The sequence below is a fragment of the Marinomonas dokdonensis genome (assembly GCF_052747885.1).
This window is the reverse complement of the sequence record NZ_JBRAND010000003.1, coordinates 408,959-428,900: the sequence shown is the minus strand read 5'-3', so window position 1 is coordinate 428,900 and position 19,942 is coordinate 408,959. Positions and strand designations below refer to the sequence as shown.

The window sequence follows — 19,942 nt, the reverse complement described above, 5'->3', positions numbered from 1 at the left end:
CATGAACACCTACAACCACCAGATCCCCATGTTTAAATCTTTGTCGGTCATTGCTTTAGCTATGGGTCTGGCAGGTTGTTTTGGCACAAATAGCCAATCAGGCAATAACACTAGCGCCGAAGAAACCCCAGACTGGGTGACATCACCGCCAAAAAGCAACACCTATCTTTACGGTGTAGGCAGCGCCTCACGCATCGAGAACCTTGCGCTAGCGTTTACGCAAGCGGAACAAAATGGCAATGCTCAAATCGCTCAACAGCTACGTACCCAAGTAAGCCAGGTGAATACCCAAGACATACAGGTCAATTCATCTGGTAGTGGCACAGAATATGTGAGGAAGACCCATACAGCTTATACCCGTGTCAGCACAGCTCCTATTGAGTTAGAGCAAGCGGTGAATGAACAAAGGTTTGCTGGAGAGCAATATGTGTATGCCCTCCAGTCGGTTGATCGCTCGCGTATTGAGTCCCGCCTAAAGCAAAAAATCATCGAGCAGGACACACTAATTCGCCAACAAGCCAACCGTCTGAATCCTGGTATTCAAACCCAAGACTGGTCTAATTACATGGGGCTGATCCCGCTTTTCGCGCAGCGCACATCCTATCAAAGTGAGCTCAACCTTTACTCCACTAGCCATGCTCTTCAAGGACAGGCCCCCGCAGATATTCGAGATATTGAAGCCCAGCTCAATGACGCTTTACTGAGCTTTGGTTTCGATGTTTCAAACAGTGAACAATCAAGTACCTTAGCAAGTGCCCTGTCTAGTTTTGGCTTTACGCCCAAAGCAAATGGCGCCTTCCAACTGCACAGCAAGACTCAACAACATAGTGAAATCCAGAACGGTCGTTATTATGTGTTTGAAGAAGGAACTCTCGATCTTACTGGCCCAACAGGTGAACATTTGGCCTCCTGGACCGTCAGTTCTCGAGGCATTGGCAAGAACCAGTTACGAGCGACGGAGCAAGCGTCAACCGCTTGGTCGACCCAAGCCGTAGAAGCCATGTTTCTGTGGTTAACACGCTTAGATTAGTTAGATAAGTCGTTTTCAAGGGAATAAAGCAAAAGGGTGAATTTTTCTCACCATTCGATTGAATATTGATCGTTTGTGGTTTTTATAGACAACTCTTAACATTAACCACATAGACAATACTTAACCGAAACAGGAGATACACCATGAACAACGATTTAAAATATGACGATTTTGGCAACTTAGACACTGACTACTATGTAGAGCAAGCTTACGCGATGCGCAACGCTTACTATGCTGAAGCAATCAAATCTGCCGTTAGCCGCGCAAAAGCATTCTTTTCTAGCCTTGCGAACATTCGTTTCACTCAAACCCCAGTACACTCTAAATAATTATTAGTCTTTCTCCTTTCTGGAGAGAACTAAGATAGCACTCGTCACCGCAGATCTAAGGTTAAAATAACAATACAGATCCGGTTACGGGCTAGCCATTTAAAACCAACCCTATCCTCTAGCTTTACATTCCAATCCTTGACCTGCCATCAAATTGTCACAAATACGAAATAAACTGGTTACCTCTTAGCCTTAACTAGTCGTATATGAGACATTATGAACCAAGAAAGCCAATTAGATCTGCTGAATCGCATTCTTAAGGATGGGTTAGTTACCCCATACTTTCAGCCTATTTATGATCTAACCAGTGGCAAAATTCACGGTCATGAAGCCTTATCTCGCGGCCCAAAAAATTCGTCTCTGTTCTCACCAGAGCCATTGTTTAGCCTAGCGTTAAAGGAAGGTAAATTACACGAGCTAGAAATACTGTGCCGTAAAAAAGCCATTACCAAGTTTTCGACTCTGGCCTTAGAGGGGTTGTTATTTTTAAATGTCAGCGCTTCCTTGCTGTCCTCCCCAGACCATCAATCAGGCATGACGCTCGCTATCTTAAATCAGCTGGGTCTTGATCATAAAAAGATAGTCATTGAGCTGTCCGAGCAACACCCCTATGACCACAACGGTTTGTCTAGTAATAGTGTTGATCACTATCGTGAAATGGGCTTCCAAGTGGCCATTGATGATCTTGGGGTTGGTTACTCCGGCTTACAACTCTGGTCAACCTTACAACCCGACATAGTGAAAGTTGATAAGCACTTTATTAAAGATATCGACAAAGATGATGTGAAACGGGAGTTTGTCCGCTCCATCGTAACAATCGCCCAGCGCCTAGATTGCACCTTGATTGCAGAGGGCATTGAGACACAGCAAGAGCTCGATCAGCTGCTCGAAATTGGCGTTAAATATGGACAAGGTTATTTATTGGGTCGCCCTTGTGAGCACCCAGACTTCCATGAAAACAGCTACCTTGCTAAGCAAGCCCAACGCCGCACACATTTCCAAGAAGATTTTGGTGAGTCGGTGCAGTCTCTATGTAAAACAACGCCCGCGATTACTCTAGACAGTGAACTCATCGATGCTTCCCGATACTTCAAACAACATAACGATTTATTTGCGATTCCTGTGTTGTCAGAAGGCAGCCCTGTGGGCGTGATTCGCCGCCATCAATTGCATGAGCTCTTTTCGACACCTTATGGCCGCTCTCTCTATGAAAACAAACCTGTCACCTATTTGTTGAGTGATGAAATACTCATTGTTGAAAGTGACACAAGCCTTTCAAGTGTTTCTGCGTTACTGACCAATCAAGAAGCCGATACCATCAGCCACGAAATTATTGTGGTGAACAATGGCCAGTATGTGGGCACGGGGCATTTAAAAGATCTGCTGAAACGCATTACCGAATTAAAAATTCAGACCGCAACCTATTCCAACCCATTAACCTTGCTACCAGGCAATGTGCCCATCCATAAGGATGTAAGCCGTCGCCTACTGGCCCACGAACACTTTCATGTGGCTTATTTTGACTTGAACGATTTTAAGCCCTTCAATGATTTTTTTGGTTACGCGAAAGGCGACATGGTTATTCAGCTGCTAGGTTCCTTAATTAAAGACATTGTCAGCTTAGAGCGTAACTTTATCGGCCACATTGGCGGTGATGATTTTGTGGTGATTTTTGACTCTGCCGATTGGCGCCAGCAATGTGAAGAAATTTTGCGACAATTCTGCCAGCGCATCCGAGAGTTCTACCCAAAAGAAAATCTCAAAGAAGGAGGTGTGTGGAGTAAAAACCGCCAAGGGGATATCGTCTTCCACCCGATTCTCAGCTTGGCTATTGGCGTAGTAAACCCAGACCCAAGCCTCTATAAAAACCACCATGATGTTGCGGAACTTGCGGCGCTAGCCAAAAAGTCTGCTAAGCAAAATGGGGGTAATTATCTGTATCTACACAAAGAAAACACCAGCACAAATCAACTCAGCGCCTAGTGTTATAGAACTGTCACAAAGCCCACACCTGATTGTCATATTTGCCCCTTAGCCTAAGGCTATAAACTTAGGAGGCAAGTATGCAAACGACCTTTAGATCTGTGTTTATTTCTGATGTTCACCTTGGCACAAAAGCCTGCCAAGCCACCCATTTATTGGATTTCCTACAAAACATTCAGACCGACACATTGTATCTGGTTGGTGACATTATTGACCTTCAAGAAATGCGTCACAAAGCCTATTTTGTGGAGTCCCACAACAAGATAGTCGAGCAGATTTTAGCCATGGCGAAATCAGGCACCAAGGTAATTTATATTCCTGGAAATCATGATGCCTTCTTCCGAAAGTTTGCCGGGCAAACCTTATCTGGGGTAGATATTCGACTTAACGCTCGCCACCAAACCGCGAATGGTCGCACCTTCTATGTCAGCCATGGTGATGAGTTTGATCAGATGGTGAAAATCAGCCCACTGATGCTGGCCATAGGTGATCGTGCCCATGGGCTTATGTTGTCGCTGAATCAATGGATCAATGGCGTAAGACGTTTTATCGGTTTGCCATACTGGTCTCTAGCAGGCTACCTAAAAAGCCACATTAGCAAAGCCAAAGAGTTTATCGAACGTTTTGAAACTGCAGCGTTAAAGTCGGCTAAAAACCAGCAGGTAGACGGATACATCTGCGGCCACATCCACTTTGCTTCTTTTCGCATGAAAGACGAAACCTTGTATTGCAACGACGGTGACTGGGTAGAGCATTGCACAGCACTAACAGAATCCAAGGCGGGCGAGTTAAGCTTATTACATTGGTCAGAGCAGCCAAAGATCATTGCCACCGAACCTGCACCAGAGAGCTGGGGCTTTCAACCTGTCCCCAACCGCGGCTAATCCCTTTTAGGTGGCGGTCAGCTTAGTTTGACCGCCACCTAATTGATTCAAGTCTTGCAGTTGACAGTCTTTGCCCTGATAAGCCACTTGCGCTAATAAAAGCTCTGCCGTCGCCAAGGCATCGGTCAAGGCATCATGACCTTGATAGTCCGGCAGTCCATAACGCTCTCGGCATTTTCCGAGGCGGAACCCACCTTCTTGAATCGGTTGTTGGGCCCGATGTGATTTGTGCCGCTCTATGGCTAGGGTATCCAGCCATACCAAGGGAAATGGTGCTAAGTTTTCTGTCTTCCAGCCCTGTTTCAAGAAACTTAACTCTAAAGGGGCATGGTGCATAACTAAAATTTTTCCCCGCAGTAAATGTCGTAAGTACCTCAACACACTGAGTTGTTTTTTACCTTGGGACTCTATGTCTTCATCCGTAATAAGATGAATGCCTATCTGACTAGACACATCTGCTGCTTCCAAAAGAATATGACGGGCGCTGTCTAGATCAATCCGACCATTGCGAATACACACCCAACCCACACTGACAATATGCCCTTGCTTGGCATCCAGATGGCTGGTTTCCATATCCAGCACGAGATAATCCCACTCGGACCAATTCTTCTTAGCCGATTGCCAATAGTGGTATTTTTGTTGAAGTGTTTGCCAAACGTAGCCCAACATCTAGCTGTAACCTCGTAGAAAGTGCTGCTGAGCCACTTCTTGCGCATCGCTAATGATGCTAAAGGTGGTCTTCAGATGCTTACGTTCCAAGGAGCTAAGGGCTTTCGGGTCAAGATAACCACTGGCACTGCCGCTTTCTTGCCAAGAGCGACGTTGCGCGTCCAAACGCAGATGGTTTAACTCGTTCCATGCGTCCATCAAGCTACGAGCCACCTCTTGGCTTAAATGCTTCTCCCGCATGGCTTGCGCAATACGCTCTAGGGTTGAAGTACGGTAGGTCGCACAGGACAAGCCATAGAGTCGGCCCAGATCGTTAACCAGTGCCAAGCCTTGGTGTTTTAAATCTAACTGATTTTTATGCTCCCCCGAAGACTCCAGAACGAAGTGGCGGAAAAAACCCAGCGGAGGCTTAGCAACTAAAGCGCTGCGGGTCAGGGTTGCCAAAAACAAGCTGTTTTTGGCAACTTCTCGTTGCATCTCTGCCACCAATTCTGCCACATGACGTTCATCCCCATAAATGCAACGTATATCGAAAAAGATACTGGCGTGTAGCAAAGCGCTGGGGGCACTGCTGGTTATCCATTGACGAAATGTTTGCTGCCATTGGTCTTTAGACATTCTCCACTTGGGATTAGACGCCATAATATTCCCAGGGCAAGTGCGTATGCCACAGGCAGCCAAGCCCTCACATACAAATTGCCCTAAGGCACTAAAATACTCAGCTTCTTTTTCGCTAGGGGTGCGCTCAAGCATCAAGCCATTATCTTGATCACTGCCCAGAGACTGATCTTTACGCGCTTGGGAACCAAATACCAAAAACTGAAACCCCATGGGAGCTGGGCCTAGCTGGTCGATTGCCAGCTCTATCAGGCGCTTAGTAAGGTTATCGCTCAAGGTTGCTAACACCTTGCCAATATCCGCAGGCTTCATATCCGTGACAATCAAGTTAACCAGTAACGTTGGCCATTGCTGACAGACCCTCGCCAAGTTCTGCACATCGGTCTGACGGTTGATCTGATTGATTAGCAGTAGTGGGCTCAATTCCTGATGACGCAATAAATCGGCTGCCGTCAGCAGGCCAATAGCACGCTGCTGGGCATCGATAATAGGTAAGTGATGCACGTTTTGCTCACTCATGAGAATTTGTGCCTGCATCACCAGGGCCCCACTGGGCAAACAAGTAGGCTGAGTGGTCATAATGGTTTTAACCGGTTGCAGCGCATCGCCTGCCAACGCCAGCACTCGGGATCTTAAATCTCTATCTGTCACTATGCCGAGTAAGCGTTCATCTTCGATCACCAAAATCGAGCTTACCCTAGCTTGGGTCATTTGCTGAGCAACGCACTGGATGGACGCCTCTGGCCCAGTCTGTACCAATTGGCGCGTCATAATATGATCAACCGCAATGGAGAGTTGTAATGTTGGTGAGGTGAGGTTGGTTTTTAGACTGCGGGAGAGTTTTCGCAGACGATTATGGCGGGTATGTTCAAAGAAAATCGCAAAGGCTTCATTCTTTTCCAATGTCTCAGTAAAACGCGTCTTATCTAGGCGGTACACCAGGCTGTCTTCTAGGGCCACAACGTGAAGATTATCAGGGTTCTGAGCCATCGCACTGGATACCCCAAAGCATTCGCCATCTGCAATTTGATCCACCAGCACGCCTTTGGCAGTGCGAATTTCACAAGCTCCTCGACGAATTAAATGCACCGTGGCGTCCTCGCCTTGCAAGGATACCAGCTGACCTTGGCGCACATAAGTCATCGAGACAGCGCGCAATAAATGACTGCATTCGGGCGCCGACAAACTGGAAAAAGGCGGAATTGTCGTTATAAATTTTTGCACTTCAGGAATGTCTAACGCAGCCATATTTTTACCCTATCTTCTTATTGTTATTCAGTGTGCACTTTTATCCAACAGAACAAAATGCTCTTTAGACTAAGGTCTAGCAAGTGGCTGAAAAAAGAACACTATAAATATCAACCAACTAGAGAAACATAACCCTAATTCGATTTTAAGAAGCTTGACGAACAAGAAAAGTTACCAGTAACATGGCGCTTAGTTACCGGTAACACATAAGCTCACCCATTCGTTTTTCCCTGCCGGATCATTAAAGGACACTGCCAAAATGACCAAAAAAATTGTCGTACTCGGAGTCTCAGGCTCAGGTAAATCTTCCATCGGCCAACGTATCGCTGAAAACCTTGGCCTGGCATTTTTTGATGGTGACGATTACCACAGCCAAGCCAATATCGACAAAATGAGCAACGGTACACCTCTCAATGACGATGACCGCAAAGATTGGCTAATTACCCTAAACCAATTACTTAAAGACAACGATACGGCGGTTGTGGCTTGCTCTGGGCTAAAGCCTGAATATCGTGCGGCTTTACGTGACGGCATTGATGAACTCGTCATGGTGTATCTAAAAGGCAGTATTGAAACCATTTGGCAGCGCCATCAGCAAAGAAACAGCCATTATTTTACTGGCCGTGAGATGCTGGAAAGCCAGTTTGCAACGCTTATCGAGCCAACCGAGGGCGAAGCCATTGCCATTGATATTGCTCAGCCTCCCGAGGCGGTATTGCAAGATGCTCTGCAGCGCTTAGCAGAGCTACAAAAGTAAAAACGTTCACCTTGGTCGTAACCTCTCTAGGAGTTAGATTGTTTTATGAAAAATAAACGCCCTACATTACAAGACGTTGCGGACCTAGTTGGGGTCACTAAAATGACGGTGAGCCGCTTTATACGAAACCCGGATCAAGTCTCGGGACGGTTACAAAGCAGTATTGCCAGCGCCCTTGATGAACTAGGCTATATTCCTAACCGAGCCCCCGATATCTTGTCTAAATCCAAGAGTCGCTCAATTGGCGTCTTGCTCCCTTCTCTAGCCAATCAGGTATTTTCCGATGTCATTCATGGTGTTGAATCTGTCTTAGAACCCGCTGGCTACCAAACCATGCTGGCTCACTATGGTTATAGCAAAGAAGCGGAAGAAGCCCAGATTACGACCCTACTTTCTTACAATGTGGATGGATTGATTATTTCAGAGAGCTACCACACAGAGCGTGTGCGTAAAATGCTAAAGGTCGCGGGTATCCCAGTGATTGAGATAATGGACTCAGCTTCCCCAGCCATTGAACAAGCCATTGGCATTGATAACCAAGCCGCCGCCTATGCCATGACAAAACGCATGATACAAAAAGGTCACGACAAAATTGTCTATTTTGCTGCTAGGATGGATCAGAGAACGCTTTTGAAGGTCGCGGGCTATGAAGCCGCCATGCAGGATCACGGACTTAAACCTTTATGCATGTCCACTGGCAGCGCGTCTTCCTTCTCTCTCGGGGAGCGTTTTATGGAAGAAACACTCGAACAACACCCTGACACTAATGGTGTTTTTTGTACCAATGATGACTTAGCAATTGGCGCTATTTATGCCTGCCAAAAAGCGGGGGTAACAATCCCCGAGCAAATGGGCATTGCGGGCTTTCATGGCCACGACATCGCCAAGGTAATGACCCCACGACTGGCCACAGTCATCACTCCCAGAGAGGAAATCGGAAGGCTCGCCGCCGAGCACCTACTGGCCCGTTTAGATGGGGCCGCAGTGACCGAACAGAGCGTTGATCTAGACTTTAAAATTGAGGAAGGGGAAAGCATCTAAATTTACGCTTTCCCCTTGGCTAGGCGCTTCAATTAAACTTGATAAGTGTTATCATTCGCGTTTCTTATGGATTTACAGGAATCGATTTTGTTAACACGTTCCCTACACGGCCTGCTGCTTATTCTCGCTCTTTTTACGCCCTTCAGTGTCCACGCCATAAGCCTTCAAGATGCTAGAGGAAATTTCCAGTTAGATTACCTGCCCAAGCGCGTTGTGGCCTTAGAGTATTCCTTTGTCGATGCCCTCGCCATTGTAGGTGTCAACCCTATTGGCATCGCCGACGATAAAGACCCTAGCCGAATCCAGCCAGAAGTTCGTGAACTCATCTCAACTTGGACTTCTGTGGGCACGCGCTCTCAGCCTAGCCTTGAAATGATTGCTTCGTTAAAGCCAGACCTAATCATCGCTGACATTAACCGCCACAGCGGGGTTTATCACGACTTACAAAAAATCGCCCCAACCTTGATGCTCAAATCTCGCCATGACACCTATGAGGGCCACTTAGACGCCGCGCGCATTATCGGCAAAGTAGTCGGCAAAGAGGCACAAATGGAAGCAAGGATTCAGCAACATAAAATCACCATGGCGAAGTTTGCGAAACAATTACCCCAAGGCATTGAAGTGCAATTTGGCATCGCCCTAGATAATCATTTGGGATTACACCCTGGCAAATCCTATGTGGGCACCTTGTTAAGAACCCTTGGCTTTAAAACCCCTAGTTTTATCAAAGACCAAACTAATACGGTACATACTGGACTAGAACAACTGTTAGCAAACAACCCTGAATATCTCATCATTGCTCATTATTCCGACCAAGACATCATTTATAAATGGCAACAATCGCCCCTTTGGAAAGTGTTAAAAGCGGTGCGTAACAAGCACGTATATCATATTGATAATCCAAGTATATGGTCTCGCAGCCGTGGCATTCTGGCCGCAGAAGCCATAGCCGAAAAGTTGGTTGATTTACTGGCTCCATGAAGATTTCACTGCCCACTTACCTAGCCTATTGCCTTACTTTTAGTCTGCTCCTGCTGGCCATTATTTTGGTCAGCTTATTTGTCTGGTCGAGCTTCCCCCTCTCCATCAAAGACGCCATTGGCGCTTTAACAGCGTTTCAAGACGATTCCATTGCCCAGCAAATCATCTACGACATACGCCTGCCAAGAAGCTTAATTGCCGCCACGGTGGGTGCTTGCCTAGCGGCCGCTGGGGTCATTATGCAAGGCTTAACTCAAAACCCTTTAGCCTCGCCATCCGTGCTAGGTGTTAATGCGGGAGCCGCCCTTGGTATGGCAGCTGTCTCTACGATTGCGCCATGGTTTGGCTTGTTGGGCACGTCTATAGCGGCAATGTTAGGAGGCGGTATCGCTTGGTGTCTTGTCATGATGATGGCCAACGCTTGGCGACTCGGTAACGAAAACGGCCGCTTAGTCCTGGCGGGGGTGGCCATTTCGGCTCTGTGTGCCGCACTAACCAAAGCTCTTGTGATCATGGAAGAAGACCAAGCCTCAGCAGTACTAACTTGGTTGGCAGGAAGCTTTGCCAATGGCAGCTGGGAACGCTGGTCAATGTTCTGGCCCGTTGCTTTATTAGGGCTGCTCGCCAGTCAGTTACTTACCCCTAAGTTGAACTTATTACAGCTTGGCGAGGAAAATGCGACCAACCTAGGCCTCTCATTATTGGGCGTTAAATTAGGCGGCAGCTTATTAGTACTCTTGCTGGTCGGTAGCGCAATCAGTGTTTCCGGCAGCATAGGTTTTGTTGGCCTACTGGTGCCGCATATGGCAAGAGTAATTTGTGGACAAGATCATCGACGCTTTCTACCGATCGCTATGCTACTGGGTGCTGTGCTGGTGGTGCTTGCTGACACCTTAAGCCGAGCCATTGTATTTCCTTTAGAAACACCAGCAGGGGCTATCTTAGCGTTAGTTGGTGCGCCCTTCTTTCTTTACCTAGTGAATAAAAGGACGCGCTAATGGCTAACAAAGCACTTCCTCTACTGCTGATTTCAACTCTTGGACTGGTGCTGGCCAACCTTATGTTTGGGGCGGTTGCTGTGCCCTTTGCTGAGTTAATCTCAGGTTTTCAAAGTGGTAGCGATCACTATTTTACTCTGCACGAATATCGCCTACCGCGTACTATTATCGCCATGCTGGTCGGGGCTATGATGGCGTTGGCGGGCAGTTTAGTACAAGGGGTTATACGTAATCCTTTGGCCTCACCTGATGTATTAGGGGTCAGCCATGGCGCAGGCTTAGCGGCAGTGGCGTATATGACGCTATTACCTGAAGCTGACATCAGTTGGTTACCTGCCGTTGCCCTCATTGGTGGTTTAACCGCCGCCTTGATCCTCTGGAGCCTATGTGGACAACACAGCAGCGCCATTCGCCTTGCCATTACTGGGGTTGCTTTAGGGGCACTTTACGCCAGTTGTATCGACTTCCTTATGTTGGTCAAACCGCTCGAAATCAATAACGCCCTATTGTGGTTAACTGGCAGTTTGTGGGGGCGAGGCTGGTCGCAACTAGTGATTTTATTGCCTTGGCTGGTGCTTATTCCTTTTGCACTATGGTTGGCCAAACCATTGAATCTAATTGTTTTAGGGGATGACAGCGCCATCAGCCTAGGGGTAAATGCCAACTCCCTTCGTATTATTGCTTTGGCTACGGCGGTTGGCCTCACGGCTTCTTGTGTGGCGATTTGTGGTCCTATCGGATTTTTAGGGTTAGTCGCCCCTCACTTAACCCGTAAGCTGGTGGGGGGGCGACATCAAATCTTGCTGCCTTGTTCCATGTTAGTCGGTGCCATTTTGTTGTTATTAGCCGATCTTGTGGCACGCACCATTGACCCACCTATAGAACTATCCGCTGGCATTATGACGGCAATTATCGGCGCCCCTTACTTTCTTTGGCTACTTTTTCGGACCAAATAGTTATGTCTCTTAGTACCCACCAGCTACAAGTTGGCTATCAAGATAAAACCATCATCAAAGATATTTCTCTGACCATTCCTGACGGCAAAGTCGTCGCTTTGTTAGGGCCAAATGGTTGTGGTAAATCGACTTTACTAAAAGCCATGGCAAGGATTCTGACGCCTAAGAGCGGTGAGGTGCTTTGGCAAGAAGAAAACCTTCACAAACTCCCTTCTCGCTGGCTGGCGAAGCACCTTGCTTTACTGCCTCAGACGCAACCGATTCCAGAAGGAGTAACAGTAAAAGATTTGGTGGCTTACGGTCGTAGCCCTTATACCGGCTTTTGGGGACGCTTAAGTCGCCATGACCACGAACTAATCACACAGGCGATGCAACAAGTCGGCGTGGAGGCGTTAGCAGAGCAAAGAGTAAGCGAGCTTTCTGGAGGGCAACGACAGCGTGTTTGGCTGGCCATGACACTCGCTCAAGACACACCTTATTTACTGCTGGACGAGCCCACAACCTATATGGACCTTAGTCATCAGGTTGAGCTGATGCAGCTACTAAGACAGCTTAATAACGCTGGCAAAACCGTTATTACCGTGCTGCACGACATTAACCAAGCCGCTCGATACTGTGATCACCTTATTGTCATGCAAGCGGGGGCTATCGTCACACAGGGTACACCCGAAGAAGTGCTCACCACTGAGCTATTAAGTACAGTTTTCAATGTGGACACCCAGATACACAAAGACCCGATCTCCAATACCCCTATGTGTATCGTTAAGTAGCCTAAGACGCCTTGATAGCAAGGTGTTTTAACGCTTGTTTTTTATGGATGACCTCGGCATATTCGCCCTGTAAATTGGCCAATGACATAGCGTGAACCTCCTCGGCACTGCGCAACACGCCATTGAAATCCATTTTATCGAAAGTGAAACAAGCACTTGCTACAACATAGACATTAAAGCCTAAATTCCCCGCACTACGCACGCTGGCTTCTACCGAATTATTGGTGCTGACGCCCACCACAACAAGATCCATAATCGCTTGCTCGTGTAACCACAGTTCAAGACCAGAATGGGTAAAGGCATCGGGCACAGATTTCTTCATCACCTTTTCGTTTTCCAACGGCGCTAGGGCTGGCTGAAATAGCACACCTTCTTGCTCAGGCCAAAATAATGACTGGGGGTCACGGGAGTGATGGCAAACATGGAGGATAGGCGCTTGTTGCTGGCGCCAATGGCTAAGTAATTCTGCTATGTCATGCTCGGCATTAGGGTTATTGCGCTTCCCCGCCTGCGGCCAAGACATACCTTGTTGCATATCAATGATCATGAGTAGAGGTTGCATCAGCTCGACTCCTCGGTGGAATCCTTGAGTTTGTTGAGGGCTTTTTGCGTGTTCCACAATTGATAAGCAACAACAACTAATGCCACCAGCATGATAAAAACAAAGCAGATGAGAAAACTGACTTTATCTTGCAAAGAACGATTCTCTGCAACTTGTTCCGCTAAGCTTTGGTAGTCGCTTAAACGTGCGGTAGAAAGCTGTAATATGGCCAAACTGCGTTCAAGCTCAAAAACCTTTTCCGCCAACGCTTCTGGCTTTTCTTCTATTGCACTTGTCGAAGGCTCGTTACTATCCGCCTGAGCGGGAACACTCAGTACTGCCATCCATAGAATGCCGATAAGGCAACGAAATAACATAGGCAGCTCCTCAAATTAGTTTGCCGTAACACGCAGTTGGTCAGTTTTGTTCAATAGAATTCACCTCAAAGCCATCACACTATAACTTACTTTATTCTTTGGACGAACCACATGACTTTACCCACCCTACTTTCTATGGCGATGTTTGCACTCGCCGCATCCATATCACCTGGCCCAGTCAATCTACTTTCACTCAGCAGTAGCGCTCGCTATGGCGTTGCCACTGGACTACGCCTTGTGACGGGCGCCAGCCTAGGCTTTATTATGCTGTTTTTATTGATAGGTTTTAGCCTGGAATACACCCTAGCAATGCTGCCTTGGTTGATCGAAATACTACAGTGGCTTGGGGCCGCCTTTTTGCTTTGGTTAAGCTTTCAGCTTATTAAAGACAATGGGCAGATAGAGATAACAGACCAACAGCAAGCGCCTAGTTTTATGACTGGAGCAATCATGCAATGGCTCAATCCGAAAGCATGGCTGGCCTCAATTTCTGGCATCGCTGCTTATACAGATCAAGCTGTCGCGATAGAAATCCTAATATTCGCAAGTCTCTACCTACCCATTTGTTGGCTGTCGTTAAGTGCGTGGGTGTGGGCGGGTGTCTTACTGGGGAAACGTCTTAATAATCCCTCTAAAGTACGTATGCTTAACCGCTGTTTGGCGTTTTTGCTGATCACCAGCTGCCTGCTCATTATCCAATAATCATTTCTGACGATATTGATGGGGAGTGGCCGCGACTCTTTGCTTAAAGGTGCGTTGAAAGTGTGCTTGATCACTAAAGCCTAGGGCCTGTGCGACATCCGCGATGGTCTCACCTTGCTTAATCGCTACTTGGCCGAGCTGAACTCGACGGTTCAAGCGGTATGCATGGGGCGTTAAGTTAAAGTGTCGCTTAAAAGCGCGAACTAAATAGCCCGAGCTATAAGAGAATTGAGCACTGATTTGCTCGATTGGTGTGTCTTCAAAACAATGCTGATCAAGGTAATCAGCCACATCGTATAAACGGTTTCGAGCCAAGGGCATTGATGTATTTGGCTGGTGTTCTTGAAGTCTAGAGAAGATAGCCACGAGATACGTTTCCAGCTGATGCTGCATCTCTTCTGTCCCATGCTTTCCGGCAAAGAAGCCCTCACATAATCGAACAAACTCAGTGTACAGGCGAGAGTCGCGCAAGACATCAAGCTGGGTTGGATGCCACTCATTAGAAGGAAGAAGCTTGGCGTGATGCAGTTGAGATGCTAACCAAGGGGTATCAAGGTGCATCATATAATAGGCCCAAGGAGAACCTTGCTGTGGATTACACGCATGAACCGCATCTGGGTTCATCAGTACTAAATCACCACGGGAAACTTGATTCTGTCGGCCTTCACAAAGGAAGTCACTCTTACCCTCAACAATGGCACCAATCGACCATTCTTTATGGGAGTGTGGCGAATAACATACATTACGACCATCTAGCACTTGCCGAATTTCAACAAAGGGCAAGTCTTGATGACGCCAAAACTGGGGATGAGTTAGAGGCGTCATCCACAGGGCCTTAGTCGATTAGCTGATGTTCGATGGCATACTTCACCAAACCGGCTGAAGTATGAATATCGAGTTTGTTCTTGATGTTCTGGCGATGGGTTTCAACCGTTCGCACACTAATGTCTAACGCTTGGGCGATTTCTTTATTAGACAGGCCCATGGCCACTTCGGTGAGTACTGAGACTTCACGCTTGGTGAGTTCTTCCGTTTGTTGATTCACTTCCGTTGGCGAGAACAGAGAAGCTGATGCGCCAGCACTAAAATAGGTGCCGCCCTGATGAACCGTGTTAATCGCCTGCACTAGCTCTTCCGAGGAAACATCTTTTAATACATAGCCATTGGCACCCGATTGAATAAGCGACAGTATGTATTCTTTGTCATTGTGCATACTGAGCATAAGAATTTTTACATTAGGCTGCTCAGCTTTAAACCGCTTAGTCGCTTCCAAGCCATTTAAGACTGGCATAGAAACATCCATCAAGATTAAATCTGGCGTTAATTCAGCAGATTTTTGCAAAGCTTCCAAGCCATTGTTAGCCGTGCCAATGATGTCAATATTGTCCTCAAGCTCAAGGCGAGCCTGCAAACCATCCAACACCAAGGTGTGATCATCTACCAATAACACTCTTAATCGAGAAGATGCCTTCGACATAATGAATACTCTATCGTTATTTTTAGGGCTATACCCTACCATCAAACCGGAAAGGCTGCATAAATTCTTGTACCCTGCCCTTTATGAGAGGAAACACTAAATTCACCACCAATCAATTCTAGACGTTCACGCATGTTGATAAAACCGATGCCGGGGGACGCTTTGCCCGTTTTATTTATGCCCACACCGTTGTCTTGGCAAGTAAATTCAAGCTGTTGATTTGTTTGAATAAAACTTAGCACCACCTGTGTTGCCTGAGCATGCTTCTCTATGTTGGTGAGTGCTTCTTGCGTCAGTCGATAGATGGAAGTTTCTACCTCGTCGGCCATATCAAAGGTGACTTGATAGTTGTAGTCCACCTGCATATTCGTTCGCTCAGTAAACTGATCAATGAGGGAGCGTAGTGCGGAATCTAACCCTAAATCATCCAAAATAGTCGGTCTCAGGTTATGAGAAATTTGCCTTACTTCACTGATGGTTTGGTTGATCAAGTCATTGGCTTTCTCAAGTTCTAATTGTACCGCTTCATCATCCACGGCTCGACGCAGTTTATTCCCCGCCAACTCCACCCGAAATTTACAACTCACCAATAACTGATTGATGCCATCATGCAATTCACGGGAAAAGCCACGACGCTCATTCACTTGCAAACGCATAAAACGTTGTGCCATTTCATTAAGGCGAGTGTCCGCGAGTTTATGCTCATGAAGGTTAATCGCCACCCCAAGTAGAATAACCAGAAGGACAGTAATTACTACGACAATCAGTACGCTGATGAAACTACGCTGAATATTATCATTCATGGTTTGCTTGGTTTTCGCCAGCTCATCATAGACATCATCTAGGTATAGCCCTGTGCCCATCATCCAATTCCAGCGATCAATTGACACCACGTAGCTGATTTTTTCCTCTTGAGTCATGAGAGGCGGTTTTTCCCAGATATATCGGTAATAGCCACCACCTGCTTGGGCAATACTAATCAGACCTTGAATAAGATGGTTGCCAGTACTGTCTTGGAAGCTCCACAGGTCCTGACCTACGAAGCCAGGAATAGTTGGATGCACTAGGTTGACCCCAGACATTTCGTAGGCAAAAAAGTAGCCGTCGTCGCTGTAGCGTAGGTTGGTAAGTATTTGTTTTACTTGCTGTTGTGCTTGAATATCCGTCAGGCTTTCATCATCTAGCACTTGCTGAATGGCGGTTAAAGCAATGTCTACATGACTAATAAGCGCTTCTTTCTTCGCGTTAACGAGATTGAATTCGTAAATTGACAGCTCTTCTTCGGCCAGCTCTCGTGCGGATTGCAAACTTAGAAACGTAATAATGGATGTGGCCATAATCAGCGGCACAAGTGCTAACAAGAAAACCTTACTCTTTAACCCCACCATTATTATCCTCTTAATGCTCTGCGCTAAGCGTCACTTTACTCTGTCTGTGTCAAAAAACAAAAAGCGGATCAAGATGATCCGCTTTAGCATTTCAGTACGATGTATCAGATCGGTTTGTTAACCCATGCCGTACCAGCTTGGGAAGATCATAATACTGGCCAGTACCGCTATTTGAATCAGGATAAACGGTGTTACCCCTTTATAAATATCGGTGGTGCGTATCGACTTAGGTGCCACCCCTTTGAGATAGAAGAGACTAAACCCAAAGGGCGGTGTTAAGAAGGATGTCTGTAGGTTCATGGCAATCAAGATCGCGAACCATACCATGTTCACCCCTAACGCTTCCGCTACTGGTGCCAAAATGGGTACTATGATGAAGGCAATTTCTACGAAATCGATGAAGAAGCCCAAGATCAAAATCGCGATCATAGCGAGAATAATGAAGCCCCATTTCTCACCCGGAAGGTTCAGCAAAACTTCTTCTACGATGTAATCACCACCAGTGTAACTGAAGGCCATAGAGAAGGCTGTCGCACCCATCAAGATAGCGAATACCATGGCGGTTACTTTCACTGTCTCGAGACCACTGTCGTAGATCATTTTCCAACTAAACTGACCGTAGATAAGCGCTAGAACAATCGCACCTACGCCACCTAGAGCAGACGATTCCGTTGGCGTTGCAACACCGGTGAAGATAGAACCTAATACAATCAGTACCAAGGCTAACGGTGGGATAATCGCTTTTAGTGCACTGCGGATTTGCTGCGCGCGAGTCTCGCTATCGTCATCATTTGGAATAGGTGGTGCCATTTCTGGATTCAAGTAAGTCAGAATCAAGATATAAACGATGTAACAACCAATCAATACCATGCCAGGTAGCAAAGCCGCTTGGAAAAGATCGCCGACTGGAATACCCAGTACATCACCAAGAATGATCAAGATGATCGACGGTGGAATGATCTGCCCCAGAGTACCAGAAGCACAGATGGTGCCGCAGGCTAATGACTTGTTGTATTTGTACTTCAACATTACTGGTAGTGAGATAAGACCCATGGCCACCACACTTGCCCCTACCACACCGGTAGAAGCCGCTAGCAATGCACCTACTAAGATAGTCGAGATGGCCAAACCACCACGTACACCACCAAACAATTTACCCATGGCTTCTAGCAACTGCTCAGCCAACTTGGTTTTTTGTAACACTATGCCCATGAATACAAACAGGGGCACCGCCATCATAACGGTATTTTCCATGTAGCTTTGTATGCGGAAGGGCATAAAAGCAAACATATCGAAGCCTTCGGCAAACACACCGAAGATCAATGCCACGCCGCCAAAGGTAAAGGCCACGGGGAAGCCTAGTAATAACAATACTAGGGCAACGAAAAACATAATAATGCCAATCATAAACAACCTACTCGCTGAAAATAAAAACTTGAATTAGTGCTGAATAGGGGGATGAGAGAAACCTTCTTCACTCACGCCTCGAATCACATTAATAGAGCGAATCATCATTCCTAAGCCACTGATCGTCATAGAGAAAAAGGCAAAAGGAATTACCGCTTTGATAATCCAGCGATAAGGTAATCCACCTGGGTCGCCACTGGTTTCACCAAGCGCGTAGGCTTCGTGGGCAAAGCCAATGCCGTAATAACCCACCAAAATGGTGAAAGGTAGTAAGAAAAACACACAACCAAATAAATCAATCCATGCTTTACCGCGAATGGATAAGTTTTCGTAAATCAAGTCTACCCGTACATGACCACCGTGCTGGATCCCATAAGGAATACCCAACAAGAAGATAGCGGCGTACAAATGCCATTCTAATTCTTGCATGGCAATGGACACATCATTAAACACATAGCGCATTAGAACATCGTAAAAAACGTTAAATAACAACACGATGAACAATACTGTGGAAATCACACCTAGTAGATTTGAAAAACGAGTGATACCTCGTTCTAGGTTAAGTAACACCATATAAAGCTCCTAGAAAAGTATAAAGCGAGCCACATGCTCTACATGGCTCGCTTTAAGTGAGGTTTTAGTCTGCTAGAGCGTCAACACTGTCTAAATACGCACGATCGGAGATATTTGTCCAAACACGCGCTTTTTCCATGTAAGCCGCTTGAGAATCAAGAATTTCTTTCGCTAGTGGGTCCGCTGCTGCTTTTTCATCTAGCAATTCTTGGTTAGCTTTTTCCATAGCTACTAGAACTTCATGAGGGAAGGTTTTTACCTGAACATTCGGGTACTCGGTCTTCATTGTTACCCAGTTTTCCGCACTTTCGTGGTAAGACTGAATGTACATGTCGTAAGACGCAAGTTTCATAGAAGTGTTCAAGATAGCACGAAGGTCATCTGGTAATTTCTTCCAAGTACGCTCATTTACTAAGAACTGAAGTTCTGTTGCAGGCTCATGCCAGCCTGTGTAGTAGTAAGGTGCGATTTTGTGGAAGCCCATACGTAGATCAAGAGAAGGACCTACCCACTCAAGTGCATCGATAGTACGACGCTCAAGGGCTGTGTATAGCTCACCAGAGGCAATGTTCGTTGGTTTAGCGCCCAATTTCGCCATAACTTCACCAGCGAAACCTGGAATACGCATTTTCAGACCTTGAAGATCCTCAAGAGAGTTGATTTCTTTTTGGAACCAACCGCCCATTTGGTTACCCGTGTTACCACCTGGGAAAGATAACAGACCGAATGGCTTGTAAACTTTTTGCATCAAGTCCATACCACCACCGTAGTAGAACCAGGCATATTGCTCAGGTGCCGTCATACCGAATGGCATAGTGGTGAAATACAAAGTATTTGGCACTTTACCTTTCCAGTAATAAGACGCTGAGTGACCCATGTCGTATTGACCAGAACGAACCATGTCAAAAACACCAAATGGCGCTTTATGCTTATTCGCTGAGTCGATAGTGATTTGTAAACGTCCGTTAGACATTTCTTCTGCGATACGAGCCATGTTACGTGGCGCATCACCGAAAATAGGGAAGTTAGAAGACCAAGTTTCGGCCATCTTAAGTTTGTATACGCGATCTGCAGAGAACGCTGGAAGAGAGAAAGTACTGATGGTCACTGCCGCAGCAGTGATTAGAGTCGTAAACTTTAAGGATTTCATTGTTTTTATCATCCTGTTATCAAATTAAGAAGTAGCCATTGCATCAAGTAACAGGAAAACAAC

Annotated in this window: 21 protein-coding genes; 11 read left to right on the top strand and 10 right to left on the bottom strand. The window is 46.5% G+C overall.

Translation table 11 applies throughout. The features are described from left to right. Position 1 precedes the first annotated feature (1 nt). The 4 genes from ACUM5Y_RS09815 (at position 2) to ACUM5Y_RS09800 (ending at position 4,226) form a co-directional block, all read left to right on the top strand. Positions 2 to 1,030, top strand: coding sequence for an LPP20 family lipoprotein (locus tag ACUM5Y_RS09815; RefSeq protein WP_445976698.1), 1,029 nt, complete (start codon positions 2 to 4; stop codon positions 1,028 to 1,030). Positions 1,031 to 1,173: 143 nt separating this feature from the next. Continuing rightward, positions 1,174 to 1,359 (top strand): RSP_7527 family protein, encoded by a 186-nt coding sequence (locus ACUM5Y_RS09810; protein WP_445976697.1) that lies wholly within the window; start codon positions 1,174 to 1,176, stop codon positions 1,357 to 1,359. 216 nt (positions 1,360 to 1,575) lie between these two features. Continuing rightward, positions 1,576 to 3,342, top strand: coding sequence for a GGDEF domain-containing protein (locus ACUM5Y_RS09805; RefSeq protein WP_445976696.1), 1,767 nt, complete (start codon positions 1,576 to 1,578; stop codon positions 3,340 to 3,342). A gap of 80 nt (positions 3,343 to 3,422) precedes the next feature. Continuing rightward, positions 3,423 to 4,226 carry a UDP-2,3-diacylglucosamine diphosphatase gene (locus tag ACUM5Y_RS09800; RefSeq protein ID WP_445976695.1) on the top strand — a complete coding sequence of 268 codons (804 nt, stop codon included), beginning with the start codon at positions 3,423 to 3,425 and terminating at the stop codon, positions 4,224 to 4,226. A gap of 6 nt (positions 4,227 to 4,232) precedes the next feature. Here ACUM5Y_RS09800 and ACUM5Y_RS09795 read toward each other — a convergent pair whose 3' ends face one another. Both ACUM5Y_RS09795 and ACUM5Y_RS09790 read right to left on the bottom strand, forming a co-directional pair. After that, positions 4,233 to 4,895: a 3'-5' exonuclease gene (locus tag ACUM5Y_RS09795; protein WP_445976694.1), complete on the bottom strand. Its 663-nt coding sequence runs from the start codon at positions 4,893 to 4,895 to the stop codon at positions 4,233 to 4,235. Continuing rightward, positions 4,896 to 6,761 carry a DUF294 nucleotidyltransferase-like domain-containing protein gene (locus tag ACUM5Y_RS09790; protein WP_445976693.1) on the bottom strand — a complete coding sequence of 622 codons (1,866 nt, stop codon included), beginning with the start codon at positions 6,759 to 6,761 and terminating at the stop codon, positions 4,896 to 4,898. It abuts the gene before it with no gap. A 259-nt stretch (positions 6,762 to 7,020) separates the two neighbouring features. Here ACUM5Y_RS09790 and ACUM5Y_RS09785 point away from each other — a divergent pair, with 259 nt between their 5' ends. The 6 genes from ACUM5Y_RS09785 to fecE all read left to right on the top strand — a co-directional run bounded on the left by ACUM5Y_RS09785 (position 7,021) and on the right by fecE (position 12,264). Continuing rightward, positions 7,021 to 7,518 carry a gluconokinase gene (locus ACUM5Y_RS09785; protein ID WP_445976692.1) on the top strand — a complete coding sequence of 166 codons (498 nt, stop codon included), beginning with the start codon at positions 7,021 to 7,023 and terminating at the stop codon, positions 7,516 to 7,518. Positions 7,519 to 7,563: 45 nt separating this feature from the next. Beyond that, positions 7,564 to 8,559: a gluconate operon transcriptional repressor GntR gene (gntR, locus tag ACUM5Y_RS09780; RefSeq protein WP_445976691.1), complete on the top strand. Its 996-nt coding sequence runs from the start codon at positions 7,564 to 7,566 to the stop codon at positions 8,557 to 8,559. A gap of 87 nt (positions 8,560 to 8,646) precedes the next feature. Further along, on the top strand, positions 8,647 to 9,540 hold the full coding sequence (locus tag ACUM5Y_RS09775) for a Fe(3+) dicitrate ABC transporter substrate-binding protein (protein ID WP_445976690.1): 894 nt from the start codon (positions 8,647 to 8,649) through the stop codon (positions 9,538 to 9,540). Next, a complete protein-coding gene (locus tag ACUM5Y_RS09770) occupies positions 9,537 to 10,538 on the top strand; it encodes an iron chelate uptake ABC transporter family permease subunit (RefSeq protein ID WP_445976689.1) in 1,002 nt (333 codons plus the stop codon). The genes ACUM5Y_RS09775 and ACUM5Y_RS09770 overlap by 4 nt, the downstream gene beginning before the upstream one ends. Beyond that, the gene (fecD, locus tag ACUM5Y_RS09765) at positions 10,538 to 11,494 is read left to right on the top strand and encodes a Fe(3+) dicitrate ABC transporter permease subunit FecD (protein WP_445976688.1); all 957 of its coding nucleotides are present in this window, start codon (positions 10,538 to 10,540) and stop codon (positions 11,492 to 11,494) included. The genes ACUM5Y_RS09770 and fecD overlap by 1 nt, the downstream gene beginning before the upstream one ends. 2 nt (positions 11,495 to 11,496) lie before the next feature. Next, positions 11,497 to 12,264 carry a Fe(3+) dicitrate ABC transporter ATP-binding protein FecE gene (fecE, locus tag ACUM5Y_RS09760; protein ID WP_445976687.1) on the top strand — a complete coding sequence of 256 codons (768 nt, stop codon included), beginning with the start codon at positions 11,497 to 11,499 and terminating at the stop codon, positions 12,262 to 12,264. A gap of 1 nt (position 12,265) precedes the next feature. Here fecE and ACUM5Y_RS09755 read toward each other — a convergent pair whose 3' ends face one another. Both ACUM5Y_RS09755 and ACUM5Y_RS09750 read right to left on the bottom strand, forming a co-directional pair. After that, positions 12,266 to 12,826: a cysteine hydrolase family protein gene (locus tag ACUM5Y_RS09755; RefSeq protein ID WP_445976686.1), complete on the bottom strand. Its 561-nt coding sequence runs from the start codon at positions 12,824 to 12,826 to the stop codon at positions 12,266 to 12,268. Then, positions 12,826 to 13,182: a hypothetical protein gene (locus ACUM5Y_RS09750; protein WP_445976685.1), complete on the bottom strand. Its 357-nt coding sequence runs from the start codon at positions 13,180 to 13,182 to the stop codon at positions 12,826 to 12,828. The genes ACUM5Y_RS09755 and ACUM5Y_RS09750 overlap by 1 nt, the downstream gene beginning before the upstream one ends. 111 nt (positions 13,183 to 13,293) lie before the next feature. Here ACUM5Y_RS09750 and ACUM5Y_RS09745 point away from each other — a divergent pair, with 111 nt between their 5' ends. Next, entirely contained in the window at positions 13,294 to 13,884 is a 591-nt protein-coding gene (locus tag ACUM5Y_RS09745) for a LysE family translocator (protein WP_445976684.1), read from the top strand. Here the strand turns inward: ACUM5Y_RS09745 and ACUM5Y_RS09740 are convergent, their stop codons facing one another. The 6 genes from ACUM5Y_RS09740 to ACUM5Y_RS09715 all read right to left on the bottom strand — a co-directional run bounded on the left by ACUM5Y_RS09740 (position 13,885) and on the right by ACUM5Y_RS09715 (position 19,879). Then, complete coding sequence (locus ACUM5Y_RS09740) at positions 13,885 to 14,709, bottom strand: AraC family transcriptional regulator (RefSeq protein WP_445976683.1); 825 nt, start codon at positions 14,707 to 14,709, stop codon at positions 13,885 to 13,887. A 10-nt stretch (positions 14,710 to 14,719) separates the two neighbouring features. Next, positions 14,720 to 15,361, bottom strand: a complete 642-nt coding sequence (locus tag ACUM5Y_RS09735; protein WP_445976682.1) for a response regulator transcription factor — start codon at positions 15,359 to 15,361, stop codon at positions 14,720 to 14,722. Positions 15,362 to 15,402: 41 nt separating this feature from the next. Next, a complete protein-coding gene (locus ACUM5Y_RS09730) occupies positions 15,403 to 16,749 on the bottom strand; it encodes a cache domain-containing protein (RefSeq protein WP_445976681.1) in 1,347 nt (448 codons plus the stop codon). Positions 16,750 to 16,866: 117 nt separating this feature from the next. Beyond that, on the bottom strand, positions 16,867 to 18,156 hold the full coding sequence (locus tag ACUM5Y_RS09725; RefSeq protein WP_445976680.1) for a TRAP transporter large permease: 1,290 nt from the start codon (positions 18,154 to 18,156) through the stop codon (positions 16,867 to 16,869). A gap of 33 nt (positions 18,157 to 18,189) precedes the next feature. Continuing rightward, on the bottom strand, positions 18,190 to 18,729 hold the full coding sequence (locus ACUM5Y_RS09720) for a TRAP transporter small permease subunit (RefSeq protein WP_445976679.1): 540 nt from the start codon (positions 18,727 to 18,729) through the stop codon (positions 18,190 to 18,192). Between the two features lie 64 nt (positions 18,730 to 18,793). Next, the gene (locus tag ACUM5Y_RS09715; protein ID WP_445976678.1) at positions 18,794 to 19,879 is read right to left on the bottom strand and encodes a TRAP transporter substrate-binding protein; all 1,086 of its coding nucleotides are present in this window, start codon (positions 19,877 to 19,879) and stop codon (positions 18,794 to 18,796) included. Between the last annotated feature and the right edge of the window lie 63 nt (positions 19,880 to 19,942).

What these genes read in the sequence shown, in the direction of transcription:
- ACUM5Y_RS09815 (WP_445976698.1), top strand. Translation starts at nt 2, where the DNA reads ATGAACACCTACAACCACCAGATCCCCATGTTTAAATCTTTGTCGGTC.
- ACUM5Y_RS09810 (WP_445976697.1), top strand. Translation starts at nt 1,174, where the DNA reads ATGAACAACGATTTAAAATATGACGATTTTGGCAACTTAGACACTGAC.
- ACUM5Y_RS09805 (WP_445976696.1), top strand. Translation starts at nt 1,576, where the DNA reads ATGAACCAAGAAAGCCAATTAGATCTGCTGAATCGCATTCTTAAGGAT.
- ACUM5Y_RS09800 (WP_445976695.1), top strand. Translation starts at nt 3,423, where the DNA reads ATGCAAACGACCTTTAGATCTGTGTTTATTTCTGATGTTCACCTTGGC.
- ACUM5Y_RS09795 (WP_445976694.1), bottom strand. Translation starts at nt 4,895, where the DNA reads ATGTTGGGCTACGTTTGGCAAACACTTCAACAAAAATACCACTATTGG.
- ACUM5Y_RS09790 (WP_445976693.1), bottom strand. Translation starts at nt 6,761, where the DNA reads ATGGCTGCGTTAGACATTCCTGAAGTGCAAAAATTTATAACGACAATT.
- ACUM5Y_RS09785 (WP_445976692.1), top strand. Translation starts at nt 7,021, where the DNA reads ATGACCAAAAAAATTGTCGTACTCGGAGTCTCAGGCTCAGGTAAATCT.
- gntR (WP_445976691.1), top strand. Translation starts at nt 7,564, where the DNA reads ATGAAAAATAAACGCCCTACATTACAAGACGTTGCGGACCTAGTTGGG.
- ACUM5Y_RS09770 (WP_445976689.1), top strand. Translation starts at nt 9,537, where the DNA reads ATGAAGATTTCACTGCCCACTTACCTAGCCTATTGCCTTACTTTTAGT.
- fecD (WP_445976688.1), top strand. Translation starts at nt 10,538, where the DNA reads ATGGCTAACAAAGCACTTCCTCTACTGCTGATTTCAACTCTTGGACTG.
- fecE (WP_445976687.1), top strand. Translation starts at nt 11,497, where the DNA reads ATGTCTCTTAGTACCCACCAGCTACAAGTTGGCTATCAAGATAAAACC.
- ACUM5Y_RS09755 (WP_445976686.1), bottom strand. Translation starts at nt 12,826, where the DNA reads ATGCAACCTCTACTCATGATCATTGATATGCAACAAGGTATGTCTTGG.
- ACUM5Y_RS09750 (WP_445976685.1), bottom strand. Translation starts at nt 13,182, where the DNA reads ATGTTATTTCGTTGCCTTATCGGCATTCTATGGATGGCAGTACTGAGT.
- ACUM5Y_RS09745 (WP_445976684.1), top strand. Translation starts at nt 13,294, where the DNA reads ATGACTTTACCCACCCTACTTTCTATGGCGATGTTTGCACTCGCCGCA.
- ACUM5Y_RS09740 (WP_445976683.1), bottom strand. Translation starts at nt 14,709, where the DNA reads ATGACGCCTCTAACTCATCCCCAGTTTTGGCGTCATCAAGACTTGCCC.
- ACUM5Y_RS09735 (WP_445976682.1), bottom strand. Translation starts at nt 15,361, where the DNA reads ATGTCGAAGGCATCTTCTCGATTAAGAGTGTTATTGGTAGATGATCAC.
- ACUM5Y_RS09730 (WP_445976681.1), bottom strand. Translation starts at nt 16,749, where the DNA reads ATGGTGGGGTTAAAGAGTAAGGTTTTCTTGTTAGCACTTGTGCCGCTG.
- ACUM5Y_RS09725 (WP_445976680.1), bottom strand. Translation starts at nt 18,156, where the DNA reads ATGATTGGCATTATTATGTTTTTCGTTGCCCTAGTATTGTTATTACTA.
- ACUM5Y_RS09720 (WP_445976679.1), bottom strand. Translation starts at nt 18,729, where the DNA reads ATGGTGTTACTTAACCTAGAACGAGGTATCACTCGTTTTTCAAATCTA.
- ACUM5Y_RS09715 (WP_445976678.1), bottom strand. Translation starts at nt 19,879, where the DNA reads ATGAAATCCTTAAAGTTTACGACTCTAATCACTGCTGCGGCAGTGACC.